The 11,832-nt window shown below is 60.0% G+C and carries 12 protein-coding genes; 8 read left to right on the top strand and 4 right to left on the bottom strand.

What is annotated here, in order from left to right:
* Nucleotides 1-157 precede the first annotated feature (157 nt).
* Nucleotides 158-625 (bottom strand): hypothetical protein, encoded by a 468-nt coding sequence (locus tag ACK3EW_RS09625; RefSeq protein WP_493809392.1) that lies wholly within the window; start codon nucleotides 623-625, stop codon nucleotides 158-160.
* Nucleotides 626-740: 115 nt separating this feature from the next.
* On the bottom strand, nucleotides 741-1,214 hold the full coding sequence (locus ACK3EW_RS09620; RefSeq protein ID WP_493809715.1) for an REP-associated tyrosine transposase: 474 nt from the start codon (nucleotides 1,212-1,214) through the stop codon (nucleotides 741-743).
* Between the two features lie 244 nt (nucleotides 1,215-1,458).
* On the opposite strand from ACK3EW_RS09620, the gene ACK3EW_RS09615 reads away from it, so the two are divergent.
* Nucleotides 1,459-2,190: an RlmE family RNA methyltransferase gene (locus tag ACK3EW_RS09615; protein ID WP_493809391.1), complete on the top strand. Its 732-nt coding sequence runs from the start codon at nucleotides 1,459-1,461 to the stop codon at nucleotides 2,188-2,190.
* 80 nt (nucleotides 2,191-2,270) lie between these two features.
* Here ACK3EW_RS09615 and ACK3EW_RS09610 read toward each other — a convergent pair whose 3' ends face one another.
* Nucleotides 2,271-2,483: a hypothetical protein gene (locus ACK3EW_RS09610; RefSeq protein ID WP_439121365.1), complete on the bottom strand. Its 213-nt coding sequence runs from the start codon at nucleotides 2,481-2,483 to the stop codon at nucleotides 2,271-2,273.
* A gap of 56 nt (nucleotides 2,484-2,539) precedes the next feature.
* A complete protein-coding gene (locus ACK3EW_RS09605) occupies nucleotides 2,540-3,580 on the bottom strand; it encodes a GlxA family transcriptional regulator (RefSeq protein ID WP_493809390.1) in 1,041 nt (346 codons plus the stop codon).
* Here ACK3EW_RS09605 and bcoG point away from each other — a divergent pair.
* From bcoG to ACK3EW_RS09570, 7 genes are all read left to right on the top strand, one after another.
* Complete coding sequence (gene bcoG / locus ACK3EW_RS09600; protein WP_439121367.1) at nucleotides 3,567-4,481, top strand: 3-dehydrocarnitine:acetyl-CoA trimethylamine transferase BcoG; 915 nt, start codon at nucleotides 3,567-3,569, stop codon at nucleotides 4,479-4,481. The two genes, ACK3EW_RS09605 and bcoG, sit on opposite strands and share 14 nt — an antisense overlap.
* A 1-nt stretch (nucleotide 4,482) precedes the next feature.
* Nucleotides 4,483-5,106, top strand: a complete 624-nt coding sequence (locus tag ACK3EW_RS09595) for a GDSL-type esterase/lipase family protein (protein ID WP_493809389.1) — start codon at nucleotides 4,483-4,485, stop codon at nucleotides 5,104-5,106.
* Nucleotides 5,103-5,864 (top strand): SDR family oxidoreductase, encoded by a 762-nt coding sequence (locus ACK3EW_RS09590; RefSeq protein WP_493809388.1) that lies wholly within the window; start codon nucleotides 5,103-5,105, stop codon nucleotides 5,862-5,864. The genes ACK3EW_RS09595 and ACK3EW_RS09590 overlap by 4 nt, the downstream gene beginning before the upstream one ends.
* On the top strand, nucleotides 5,861-7,276 hold the full coding sequence (locus ACK3EW_RS09585) for a carnitine 3-dehydrogenase (protein ID WP_493809387.1): 1,416 nt from the start codon (nucleotides 5,861-5,863) through the stop codon (nucleotides 7,274-7,276). Before ACK3EW_RS09590 ends, ACK3EW_RS09585 begins: the two co-directional genes overlap by 4 nt.
* A complete protein-coding gene (locus ACK3EW_RS09580; protein ID WP_493809386.1) occupies nucleotides 7,273-8,433 on the top strand; it encodes an acyl-CoA dehydrogenase family protein in 1,161 nt (386 codons plus the stop codon). Before ACK3EW_RS09585 ends, ACK3EW_RS09580 begins: the two co-directional genes overlap by 4 nt.
* 96 nt (nucleotides 8,434-8,529) lie before the next feature.
* Entirely contained in the window at nucleotides 8,530-10,533 is a 2,004-nt protein-coding gene (locus ACK3EW_RS09575; protein WP_493809385.1) for an acetate--CoA ligase family protein, read from the top strand.
* Entirely contained in the window at nucleotides 10,530-11,315 is a 786-nt protein-coding gene (locus tag ACK3EW_RS09570) for a carnitinyl-CoA dehydratase (RefSeq protein ID WP_493809384.1), read from the top strand. Before ACK3EW_RS09575 ends, ACK3EW_RS09570 begins: the two co-directional genes overlap by 4 nt.
* Nucleotides 11,316-11,832: the final 517 nt, after the last annotated feature.

Genomic DNA, 11,832 nt, shown 5'->3' with positions numbered 1-11,832 from the left:
CACTGTGTGGTTCAGGGCGTCCAGTTCGGTCTGGTCCAGCAATGGGAGAGGCGGACAAGTGCTCGGTGAAGGGCGTGAAGAGTGCGGTGCGTGAGATCACGCACCCTACAATCGGTTTAATCTGTAGGGTGCGTGCTCGCACGCACCTCCGTATGGATCAATTCAACAGCGCCCTTACCTCTTCAAAGGACGTCGACAACCGGTAGTCCCAGATCTCCCACGTATCGTTGGGACGAAAAGCCTCAAGATACAGAAATAGTCCGAAACCCTTGCCAAAAAACGCGATCAGGACCTGTTGGTGGCTTGGATTCTGCGATCTATCCAACATCACAAAACAGTCTGAGAAACCGTTTGGGAACGCGGACGTCAACAATGATATGTCGTCTGCGCTGTAATCCAGCTGCCCGCCAACAATTGCCGGTTTTGAAAGGTTGTCAAAGAAATCGCCATAATTTCCGTCCAGAATGTTTGACGACAATTCGTGGATGACTTCCGGCATGTTGCTTTCAATGCAATCACCTGCGAAAGCTTTCGTTCCCTGAGATAGAAGCGCAACAAGCAAAACGGCCAGCATGCCGCATCTAAATCCTTGCAAACAGGCCGCTGTGGCAAAAGCTTTATTCATATTGGGTTCCGGCTTTTCAAGCGTGATCGCATTTTCACCTTTCCAGAATTGCCGGTATTTGTGCGAATGCAACCAATAAGCTTAAATCTGTAGGGTGCGTGCTCGCACGCACCAGTCATCCCGGAATCAAATAGTCCTGCCGAAAGCTCGAAAACACCCAATCCTCCGGCCTGTCCACCAGACCATGCTTCACCGGATTGAGCCAACAATATAGCACATGCGCAGCAAAATCCGTCTCATCGCGAATGTGATGTTCCCAATATCGGCGTTGCCATACGCCGCGTTCTTGCCGTTTGACATGGCTGCTGCGAACAGGTCCCAGCGGAACCTCGCGTGAGAACCTGGACTTGATCAGCCGCCATCGCGTTGGATAGTCGGTATCGCCGTCGGGCAGTCGCCATATACAATGCAAGTGATCGGGCAGGACGACCCAGGCATCTATTCCGAAAGGCCTTTCGGCTCTTGTGAGTCTCACCGCTTGGCGCAAAAGGTCAATCTCTTGAACAAGTAAATTGCTCCGCCGATCTGCGAGAGCCACAGTAAAGAAGATCGGGATGCCCGCGAGTCTGGGGCGACGATAATTGGACATGCTCCAACCATCGACGCGCACGGTTAACATGACATGAAAATGGTGCGTGAAATCACGCACCCTACAACGCGAAGGGTCTGTGCTCGCACGCACCACCATGCCCAAAAACCCATGCCAAACGTAGGGTGCGTGCGAGCATGCACCAATAAGTTCTCACGTGATCTGCACCTCCGCAACCAACCCCCATGACCTTCCCCCAAACCCATGCTACACCGCCCTCCAAACCACCACAAAGGGCGCAGACATGGCCAAGACCCCAACCGGCAAGACCCCGGACGGCAAGAACACCTCCGGGCGCGGACAGCGGGACCTCAAGGTCAAGGTGAAATCCGCCCGGGGCCGCAAGCTGTCCTCGACCCGCTGGCTTCAGCGGCAGTTGAACGATCCTTACGTCAAGCGCGCCCATGCCGAAGGCTACCGGGGCCGCGCCGCCTACAAGATTCTCGAACTGGACGAAAAGTACCGCTTCCTCGTCCCCGGTGCCCGCGTCGTCGATCTGGGGGCTGCCCCCGGTGGCTGGTGTCAGGTTGCCGTCAAGCGGGTGAACGCGCTTGGCGAAAAGCCGGGCAAGAAGATCGGCACCGTCCTTGGCATCGACCTGCAAGAGATGGAGCCGATTGCCGGCTGCGAATTGCACCAGCTCGATTTCCTAGATGAAGGCGCGGATGATCAGGTCAAGGACTGGTTGGGTGGCAAGGCCGATGTCGTCATGTCCGACATGGCCGCCTCATCCTCGGGCCACAAACAGACCGACCACCTGCGCATCATCCACCTGTGCGAAACCGCCGCCTACTTTGCCTTCGACGTGCTTGAAGAGGGCGGCACCTTCGTCGCCAAGGTTCTGGCCGGCGGGGCAGAGGGCAGTTTGCAGCAGCTTCTCAAGCAGCGCTTCACCAAAGTGGTGAACGTCAAGCCGCCCGCGTCCCGGTCCGACAGTTCCGAAAAATTCGTCGTCGCGACCGGGTTCAAAGGCTGAACCGTACGGTTCACAGCAGTTTTGTGGGTCAACCGTACGAAACGGGTCCAACCGTACAGATGAACCGTACGGAAGGGCCTCTACCGTACGGATGAATTGTACGGATCGCGGGGTCGAAGCGTACGGATCGCCCGTTCCCGAAGCGCCAGCGCAATGTCCGGACGCTGCATTTCCGGTGCCGGATACGTCCGTCCAGACCCCGTCTGAAGCTGTTCCTGACGGTGCAATTCAAACAGTTTTGCCCGACGTTGATCGGTGTGACCTGCGTTTTGCAGGTCAGGATAATGTCGCATAAAGCCTCCCCAGGCGCTTTGACAGGAGGCCTTAGTGTTCTGAAATTAAGGCGTTTTTAGGTCGACTTGTTGGCAGTCTCGCCACGAAACGCCCGCGGCGCGGAACCAAACCGTTTCCGAAACGCCCGCGTCAGCGCCGTGGGGTCCTCATACCCACACCGCACCGCAATCTCCGCAATGCTCGCCGTAGACCCCTCCACCAAAGCTTTCGCCACACTCAACCGAATATGCCGATACAACCGCCCCGGCGTCATCCCCAACACCCCCTGACAGCGCCGTGTGAGGGTGCGCGGGCTGGTGTTCAGGCGCGCGGAAAGGTCATGTATATCAATCGGTTGCTCTATGTTCTCTCGCATGATCCGCGTCGCCCTTGTCAGCAGCGGATCGCGGATCGACGGCAGTGCATCGCTCCGTACCGGCGGTGTAAAAAGCGCATCCACATCCAACGCCACCGCCGCCCCCACATCCCGCGCGATCAGATGACGGCTCAACCCCAACGTCGCGGACGCTCCCGCGCAGGTGAGCACATCGCCATCCTCGACCCAGAGCGCTTGTTCGACGTCAACATCCAGAAATCGCTCGGAAAAAGCGTCGAGCAGATCCCAATGCACCGTCGCCCGCCGCCCCGCAAGCAACCCCGCCGACGCCATCAGCCATGCCCCGGCATCCAGCCCGAACATCGCACCACAGCGCCGGTCCGCCTGCTGCAAAGCGCGCCGCGTTGCGGGGGTGTCATTGGCAAGATGTCCATAACTCGCAATGACATAGAGCCGGTCCACGCGGGTGAGATCGCCGATTTTACCATTTGGTAAAACCGCCATCCCCGAGCTTGATCGCACCGCATCACCATCGAGGCTGTAAAAGGCCCATGAATAAACCGGCGCGTCAGCAAAGCTATTGGCTGCGCGCAGGGGCTCGAGCGCGTTGGACAGGCACAGATTAGAAAACCGGTCGATCAGCAGGAACCCGATTTTCAACCGCGCGGCAGAGGAATCTGGCGGGTTTTGCATGATGCTGACCGTATCCGCATGGTTGATGGAAAATCCAGTGCCAAACTCTGGCCAAACGCGAGGGAGGATCACCATGCCGCTAGCCATGACACAAGAGGTCTTTATCACCTGCGCCGTCACCGGGTCGGGCGGTACGCAGGACCGAAGCCCACATGTCCCGCGCTCTCCGAAAGAGATCGCAGACAGCGCCATTGCGGCCGCCAAGGCGGGTGCTGCGATTGTCCATTGTCACGTCCGCGATCCCGAGACCGGTGCGCCGTCGCGAAAGGTTGAGTATTATCGCGAGGTGACAGATCGCATCCGTGACGCGGATGTGGACGTTGTGCTGAACCTCACGGCGGGAATGGGCGGCGATATCACATTCGGCTCCACCGACGCGCCATTGCCGGTCAATCCAAATGGCACTGACATGGTGGGCGCAGAAGAACGCGTGGCGCACATCGCGGAGTGCCTGCCCGAGATCTGTACCCTCGACTGTGGTACGATGAACTTCGCGGAAGCCGATTATGTGATGACCAACACACCCGGCATGTTGCGGGCGATGGGCAAGATGATGACTGATCTGGGTGTGAAGCCAGAGATCGAAGCTTTCGACACCGGGCATCTTTGGTTTGCCAAGGAGTTGGTCAAGGAAGGTATCCTTGACGACCCCGCGCTCGTGCAGCTTTGCATGGGAGTGCCATGGGGCGCGCCGAATGATCTCAATACCTTTATGGCGATGGTAAACAACGTGCCGGATCATTGGACCTTCAGTGCATTCTCGTTGGGGCGGAACCAGATGGCCTATGCCGCGGCTGCGGTTCTGGCGGGTGGTCATGTTCGGGTGGGGCTTGAGGACAACCTCTGGCTGGAAAAGGGTGTGCTTGCCACCAACGCGCAATTGGTTGAACGGGCCGTCGGTGTGATCGAAGGCATGGGGGCTCGGATCATGGGGCCGCAGGCCGTAAGGGACAAGCTGGGCCTCACCAAACGTGCGCCGCGAGGCTGATATGGCGGTTATCCTGTGTTACGGAGACAGTAATACCCACGGAACAACCCCGTTGGAAAAGCTGGGCGCGTTTGCGCGGCATGCGTCGGGCGATCGCTGGCCGGATGTGATGTCCAAGGCGCTGGGTCCAGACCATCAGGTGATCTCGGAAGGGCTGCCGGGCCGGACAACAGTACATGACGATATCGTTGAAGGCGGAATGCGCAATGGTCTCACCGTGTTGCCTGCAATCTTGCAAACCCATGCGCCGATTGACCTGATGGTGTTGATGCTTGGGACCAATGACCTCAAGCATCGGTTTTCAGTGACCGCTTTCGAAATATCGCGTTCACTGGAACGGATGGTCCTCGCCACACGCGCTGAAGGCGTGGTGAAAGACATTCTTCTAGTTTCACCGGTGCCTGTCCGGGAAGCGGGCGTGTTGAAGGACGTGTTTGCCGGGGCCGAAGACCGGCAGCAAGATTTAACCGGGTTTATCGCCGCGGCGGCAGCGCGGCAGGGTGTCGGGTTCTTCGATGCAGGATCAGTGGTCACCGTGTCGCCCGATGACGGCGTTCATTGGGATGTGGCCTCACACCATGCGATGGGAGCGGCGATGGCCCAAGCCGTGGCGGCGCGGCTATGAGGCATGTCGTCATCACCGGCGGGGCATCGGGCCTTGGTCGGGCCATGGCCGAACGGTTCCTGTCCGAAGGTGACCGGGTTGCGATCTGTGATGCCGATCCGAACGCGGTGGCCGGTTTTGCAAAAGCGCATCCCGACCAGATCGCCTGCGTGGCTGACGTGACCGATGAGGCGCAGATGCAAGCGTTCTTCGATCAGATCGACGCGGGATGGGACCACGTCGATGTCGTTTGCGCCAATGCCGGGATCGGTGGGCCTGCCGGACGGATCGAAGACCTGAGCCTTACCGACTGGAACCGCTGTGTTGAGGTGAACCTGTCGGGCACCTTCCTCACCTGCCGCTGGGCCGCGCGTCGGATGCGAGCGGCGGGGCAGGGGTTGATCGTGCTGACCTCTTCGACCGCCGGTCAGTTCGGCTATCCGCTGCGCTCTCCTTACGCGACGGCGAAATGGGGGATTGTCGGCCTGACCAAAACCCTTGCGATGGAGCTTGGTCCGGCGGGCGTGCGCGTCAACGCGATCTGCCCGGGTGCGGTCGAAGGCGACCGGATGGACCGGGTGGTGGCAATGGAGGCCGAGGCCTCGGGCAAGACCCATGAAGAGGTGCGCGCGCTCTACGTCAAAGGTGTATCACTGCGCTCTTGGGTGACGGCAGAGGATGTGGCGGACACGGTGTCGTGGCTGGCCTCGCCGCAAGCGAAACGGATTTCAGGCCAAATCGTGGCCATCGACGGACATACGGAGACTTTGACACCATGACCAGGGTAGCGGCCATCATCGGCGGTGGCGTGATTGGCGGCGGCTGGGCCGCGAGGTTTGCTTTGATGGGTTGGGAGGTGCGTGTCTTTGACCCGGACCCCGAGGCAGAGCGCAAGATGGGCGAAGTGATGGGCAACGCGGCACGGGTGCTGCCAATGCTCTATGAGGCACCGATGCCGGTGCGCGGGGCGATCACGATGGTCGCGACCGTGGCCGAGGCGGTGAGGGGTGCCGACTGGATACAGGAAAGCGTGCCCGAACGGCTGGACATCAAGCATAAGGTGATCGGGGAGATACAGGGGGCTTGTCCTGAAGGCGCGGTGTTGGCCTCCTCGACCTCCGGCTTCAAACCGTCTGAGTTGCAAGAGGGCGCCGCGCGCCCCGGCCAGATCATGGTCGCGCATCCGTTCAACCCGGTCTACCTGCTGCCGCTGATCGAACTGGTGCCGAGTGCTGCGTCGGATGCCCAGATTGTCGATCGCGCCAAGGACATACTGACACAGATTGGCATGTATCCGTTGCACGTCAGGGCCGAGATCGACGCCCATATCGCTGATCGTTTCCTCGAGGCGGTCTGGCGCGAGGCGCTTTGGTTGGTCAAAGACGGCATCGCCACCACCGAAGAGATTGACAACGCGATCCGCTACGGGTTCGGTCTGCGTTGGGCACAGATGGGCTTGTTTGAGACCTATCGCGTGGCGGGTGGTGAGGCCGGGATGCGGCATTTCATGGCGCAGTTCGGGCCATGTCTGCAATGGCCGTGGACCAAACTGACCGATGTGCCCGAATTCACGGATGAGCTGGTCGACCTGATCGCAGGCCAGTCAGACGCGCAGTCTGGCCATATGGGCATCCGTGATCTGGAGCGTCTCAGGGACAACAACCTTGTCGTCATCCTGCGAGCGTTGAAGCAGCAGGGGGCGGCGGCGGGCAAGCTGATCCTCGACCACGACACCGCGTTGCGGGGGCCGTTGGGCGACGGTGTGCCGCTCGTCACCGTGCGCCGCGTGGTGCCTGTCGACTGGACCGATATCAACGGCCACATGAACGAAGGCCGCTATGGCCAGTTGTTCAGCGATGCGTCCGAAGAGCTGATGACCCATATTGGCGCCGATCGGGCTTATATCGCGGCGGGCAACAGCTATTTCACCGCTGAGACAAGCATCAAGTACCTCAATGAGACCCATGCAGGCGAAGACATCTATGTCACCACGCGGGTGGTGATCGGGCAGGGGAAAAAGCTCAAGCTGTGGCACCAGATGCACCGGGCGTCAGACGAGGCCGTCTTGGCGACCTGCGACCAGTTCCTGCTTCACGTGTCGCTTGAGACCCGCCGCTCCTGTTCGCCGCTGCCGCAGGTGTTGGAGGCGGTGGAGCGGCTAGCGGCATCGCATGCAGAGGTGTCTCAATGAACTTCGGGCTGAGTGACGAACAGGAGATGATCGTCTCCACCGTGCGCGACTTTGTCGAACGCGAGATCTATCCGCATGAGACCGAGGTGGAACGAACGGGTGAGGTGCCGCATGACGTGGCGCAAGAGATCAAGCGCAAGGTGATCGACCTTGGGTTCTATGCCTGCAACTTTCCCGAAGAGGTGGGCGGCGCAGGCCTTGGCCATCTGGATTTCGCGCTGGTCGAACGGGAACTGGGGCGCGGGTCTATGGCGCTTACGCATTTCTTTGGGCGGCCACAGAACATCCTGATGGCCTGCGAGGGGGACCAGAAAGAACGCTACCTTCTGCCTGCTGTGCGCGGCGAAAGGATGGACGCGCTGGCCATGACAGAACCCGAGGCCGGATCGGATGTGCGCGGCATGGCCTGCACCGCCCGGCGCGATGGTGGTGATTGGGTGGTCAATGGGACCAAACATTTCATCTCGGGCGCGGATCACGCGGATTTCTTCATCGTCTTCGTGGCGACCGGAGTTGATGAGACCCCGAAGGGACCGAAGAAGCGGATCACCTGTTTCCTTGTTGATCGTGGTCATCCCGGGTTCACCGTGCGGGACGGGTACAAATCCGTCAGCCACCGCGGCTACAAGAATTGCATTCTGGAATTCGACGATTGCCGTCTGAGCGATGCGCACGTGCTCGGAGAGGTGGATGGCGGTTTCGAAGTGATGAACACATGGCTTTATGCCACGCGAATCACCGTGGCGACGATGAGCGTCGGGCGCGCGCGGCGCGTCTTCGACCATGCGCTGTCCTACGCCGCCGAGCGCAAACAGTTCGGCCAGCAGATCGGCAAGTTCCAGGGGGTCAGCTTTCAGATCGCTGACATGATCACCGAAATCGACGCGGCCGATTGGCTGACGCTGTCCGCGGCTTGGCGGCTGGATCAGGGCCTGCCGGCAAACCGTGAAATCGCCAGCGCAAAACTCTATGCAAGCGAGATGCTCGCGCGCGTTACGGATGCGACGTTGCAAATCCATGGCGGCATGGGGTTGATGGACGATTACCCCATTGAGCGTTTCTGGCGCGATGCGCGCGTGGAGCGGATTTGGGACGGCACGTCTGAAATCCAACGCCACATCATCAGCCGTGATTTGCTGCGGCCTCTGGGTGCGTAAAGCCATGCTTCTTTGGGCTCAAAATACCTCGGGGTCTGGGGCAGAGCCCCAGCCGTTTCCGTACACGGTAACGCCACGACGGGGTTACGCATCGTGATGGGTAACCTGAACCGTTTGTTTCGTCCGGCCTCCGTTGCCGTGATTGGCGGCGGTGCGTGGTGCCGGTCGGTCATTGGCGCACTCGACAGGATCGGGTTCCATGGCCCGGTCTGGCATGTGCACCCAAATGCCGAAGGTGCGATCCGAAGTATTGCGGATCTACCGGCCGCACCGGACGCCTGTTTCATCGGGGTGAATCGCACCGCCACCATCGACTGCCTGCGTGATCTGTCCGTCAAGGGGGCCGGTGGCGCAGTGTGTTTTGCGAGCGGCTTTGCCGAAACCGGCGACGGGGCAGAGCTGAACGCGGCCTTGCTTGCGGCGGCGGGTGACATGGCGATTGTTGGGCCCAATTGCTACGGCTTCGTCAACGCGCTCGACAAAGTGGCGCTTTGGCCGGATGTGCACGGATTGATTCCCGTAGAAAGCGGTGTGGCGATCCTGACCCAAAGTTCCAACATTGCGTTGAATCTGTCGATGCAACGGCGCGGCTTGCCCATCGCATTCGTCGGTACAGCCGGAAATCAAGCCCAGACGGGTTTGAGCCAGATCGCGCAATCCCTGATCCAAGACCCAAGGATCACTGCTCTTGGTCTGCATATCGAAGGGGTGGGTGATCTCACGGCGCTGCAATCTCTGATGCAAGAAGCGCACCTTCTTGGCAAACCCGTTGTCGCGCTCAAATCCGGGCGGTCGGAGGCCGCACAAACCGCCGCGCTGTCGCACACGGCGTCGCTGTCCGGGTCTGATGTCGGGGCCAGTGCCTTGTTCGACCGCTTGGGCATTCTGCGAGTGCGGTCGCTCGATGCGCTGATCGAAGCGCTGAAACACGCACATCTTTATGGGCCAACCACGCCGGGGGCCATTGCGTCTTTGTCCTGCTCTGGTGGCGAGGCGAGTCTGATGGCCGATGGCGGCGATGCTCGCGGGCTGACCTTTGCGCCACTGACCAAGGCGCAGGATTGCGCACTTGAAGCGGTGCTCGGCCCGTTGGTCACCCGCGCCAATCCGCTCGACTATCACACCTTCATCTGGAACGACGCGGCCAAGATGGCCGAGGTCTACGCGATTATGGCTTCCGGTCCTGCGACGCTCACGGTGATTGTCGTGGATTTCCCCAGACAGGATCGGTGCCAGACCGATGCATGGGACTGTGTCGAGGAGGCTGCGATCATGGCGCGCCAGCGAACCGGCAAACGGATCGCACTTCTCACATCGTTGTCTGAATCCTTACCCGAAGATAAGTCCGCGCGGCTTATGCAGGCAGGTATCCTTCCGTTGCACGGTATGGATGCTGCGCTTGATGCGTTGGCGGGACTCTACCAACCAGGCCAAACCGCCGACACAGACCGTGCGATCCCACAACCCGCGTCGCACACCGATACAACCATGCGTGACGAGGCCGAAGCGAAAGCCATCCTGGCGCTTTGCGGTCTGGACGTACCGCACCATGCGCTTGCGACCTCACCCGAAGAAGCGGGACGTCTGGCCGAGCCCATGCTGCCTGTGGTGCTGAAAGCGCGGGGCGTGGCGCACAAATCGGATGTCGGTGGCGTCATGCTGAACCTGCATAGTGCGGACGCGGTCAGAAAGGCTGCGTCTGCGATGCCATGTGACACCTACTATATGGAAGAGATGATATCTGACGGTGTCGTCGAAATTCTGGTGGGCATCGTCGCCGATCCGGCACATGGCTATGTGCTGACCCTTGGGGCAGGGGGCGTGTTGACCGAGCTGTGGCGGGACACGTGTCATCTGTTGGTTCCTGCCACCAAGACCGAGATCGGTGCCGCGCTGGACGGGTTGCGTATCGCGCCGCTGCTTCACGGCTACCGCGGCAAACCAGCCGGCAACCGCGCGGCACTGATTGCGGCGATCATGAGCGTGCAAGACTACGTGGTTGCGCAAGAAGGCCGGGTCGCCGAAATTGAAATCAATCCGCTGATCGTCACCGCGACCCGCGCGGTGGTGGCAGATGCACTGATCCGGGAGGAGCGATGATGGACAGTCCTTTACACGTGACACGGGACGGCCATGTGCTCGAAGTGGTGCTGAACCGTCCCAAAGCCAACGCGATCGATCTGATGACCAGCCGGGCGATGGGCGAGGTGTTCCGCGAGTTCCGCGATGATCCCGACTTGCGTGTGGCGATCATCACTGGGGCAGGGGACAAATTCTTCTGCCCGGGGTGGGATCTCAAGGCGGCGTCCGAAGGCGACGCGGTAGATGGCGATTACGGGGTTGGTGGCTTTGGCGGCCTGCAAGAGCTCCGGGATCTGAACAAACCGGTGATTGCCGCTGTGAATGGTATCTGTTGCGGTGGCGGTTTGGAGTTGGCGCTGAGTGCCGATATCATCCTTGCCGCCGACCACGCGAGCTTTGCACTGCCCGAGATCAGGTCTGGCACCGTGGCAGATGCGGCCTCGGTGAAACTGCCCAAGCGCATTCCCTATCACATCGCGATGGAGATGTTGTTGACCGGTCGCTGGCTTGACGTCGAAGAGGCGGCGCGTTGGGGGTTCGTCAACCATATCCATCCCGCAGCGGAACTCATGGTCGAAGCGCGCAAAATGGCAACGCTGTTGGCATCGGGGCCGCCGCTTGTCTACGCCGCCATAAAGGACATCGTGCGCGAGTCCGAGGATACGGCGTTTCAGGACATGATGAACCGGATCACCAAACGGCAATTGGCGAGTGTTGATGTGCTGTACGCGTCTGAAGATCAGATGGAGGGCGCGCGCGCGTTCGCTGAAAAGCGCGATCCGGTCTGGAAAGGGCGGTGACTCGCACGCTGGCCTCAAGGTGACGCAGGGGCATGTGTGGGTAAGCCTGTGGATAAGGTCCGAGGTACGTCACAGGACATTGGGGCAGACGGGTGCAAGGCGATCGTACCCTGATATGTTTGGGATTTAAATCATTTAAATTCAGCGAGTTAACGGAATTATGACAAATTTTCCGTTTTCCTGGTTTTTTCCTCTTGCGGACCTTTGGCGTCGACTCTAAATACCCCTTCACCGGCGCTGCTGAGGCGGATGTTGGGACGCGAGACGGGGCGGTTGGTTGAGAGGCTGGCGCAGACGAGGCGGATAATTCGGGGGTATATCAGGGCGGGCGCGCCGGTAGTTTAGGGCGCACTGGTCTGGTTGTTTGTCTTCTGGGTTGCTCTTTGACATTGCTAATATCTGAAGAGATATGCGGGCGGTTTGGTTTGTTTCGGCGAACGGACGTCTGTATATCGCGCTCTTAGGCTTCGGCCGATGATGGAGTGTCAGCTTCACTGTTTGTACGGTACTTTGGTTT

Source organism: Marivita sp. NO-S04 (genome assembly GCF_059070475.1).
This window is presented reverse-complemented; position numbering and strand designations above follow the sequence as displayed.

What these genes read in the sequence shown, in the direction of transcription:
- bcoG (WP_439121367.1), top strand. Translation starts at nt 3,567, where the DNA reads ATGCCGCTAGCCATGACACAAGAGGTCTTTATCACCTGCGCCGTCACC.
- ACK3EW_RS09585 (WP_493809387.1), top strand. Translation starts at nt 5,861, where the DNA reads ATGACCAGGGTAGCGGCCATCATCGGCGGTGGCGTGATTGGCGGCGGC.
- ACK3EW_RS09590 (WP_493809388.1), top strand. Translation starts at nt 5,103, where the DNA reads ATGAGGCATGTCGTCATCACCGGCGGGGCATCGGGCCTTGGTCGGGCC.
- ACK3EW_RS09615 (WP_493809391.1), top strand. Translation starts at nt 1,459, where the DNA reads ATGGCCAAGACCCCAACCGGCAAGACCCCGGACGGCAAGAACACCTCC.
- ACK3EW_RS09595 (WP_493809389.1), top strand. Translation starts at nt 4,483, where the DNA reads ATGGCGGTTATCCTGTGTTACGGAGACAGTAATACCCACGGAACAACC.
- ACK3EW_RS09620 (WP_493809715.1), bottom strand. Translation starts at nt 1,214, where the DNA reads ATGTCCAATTATCGTCGCCCCAGACTCGCGGGCATCCCGATCTTCTTT.
- ACK3EW_RS09610 (WP_439121365.1), bottom strand. Translation starts at nt 2,483, where the DNA reads ATGCGACATTATCCTGACCTGCAAAACGCAGGTCACACCGATCAACGT.
- ACK3EW_RS09605 (WP_493809390.1), bottom strand. Translation starts at nt 3,580, where the DNA reads ATGGCTAGCGGCATGGTGATCCTCCCTCGCGTTTGGCCAGAGTTTGGC.
- ACK3EW_RS09575 (WP_493809385.1), top strand. Translation starts at nt 8,530, where the DNA reads ATGGGTAACCTGAACCGTTTGTTTCGTCCGGCCTCCGTTGCCGTGATT.
- ACK3EW_RS09625 (WP_493809392.1), bottom strand. Translation starts at nt 625, where the DNA reads ATGAATAAAGCTTTTGCCACAGCGGCCTGTTTGCAAGGATTTAGATGC.
- ACK3EW_RS09580 (WP_493809386.1), top strand. Translation starts at nt 7,273, where the DNA reads ATGAACTTCGGGCTGAGTGACGAACAGGAGATGATCGTCTCCACCGTG.
- ACK3EW_RS09570 (WP_493809384.1), top strand. Translation starts at nt 10,530, where the DNA reads ATGATGGACAGTCCTTTACACGTGACACGGGACGGCCATGTGCTCGAA.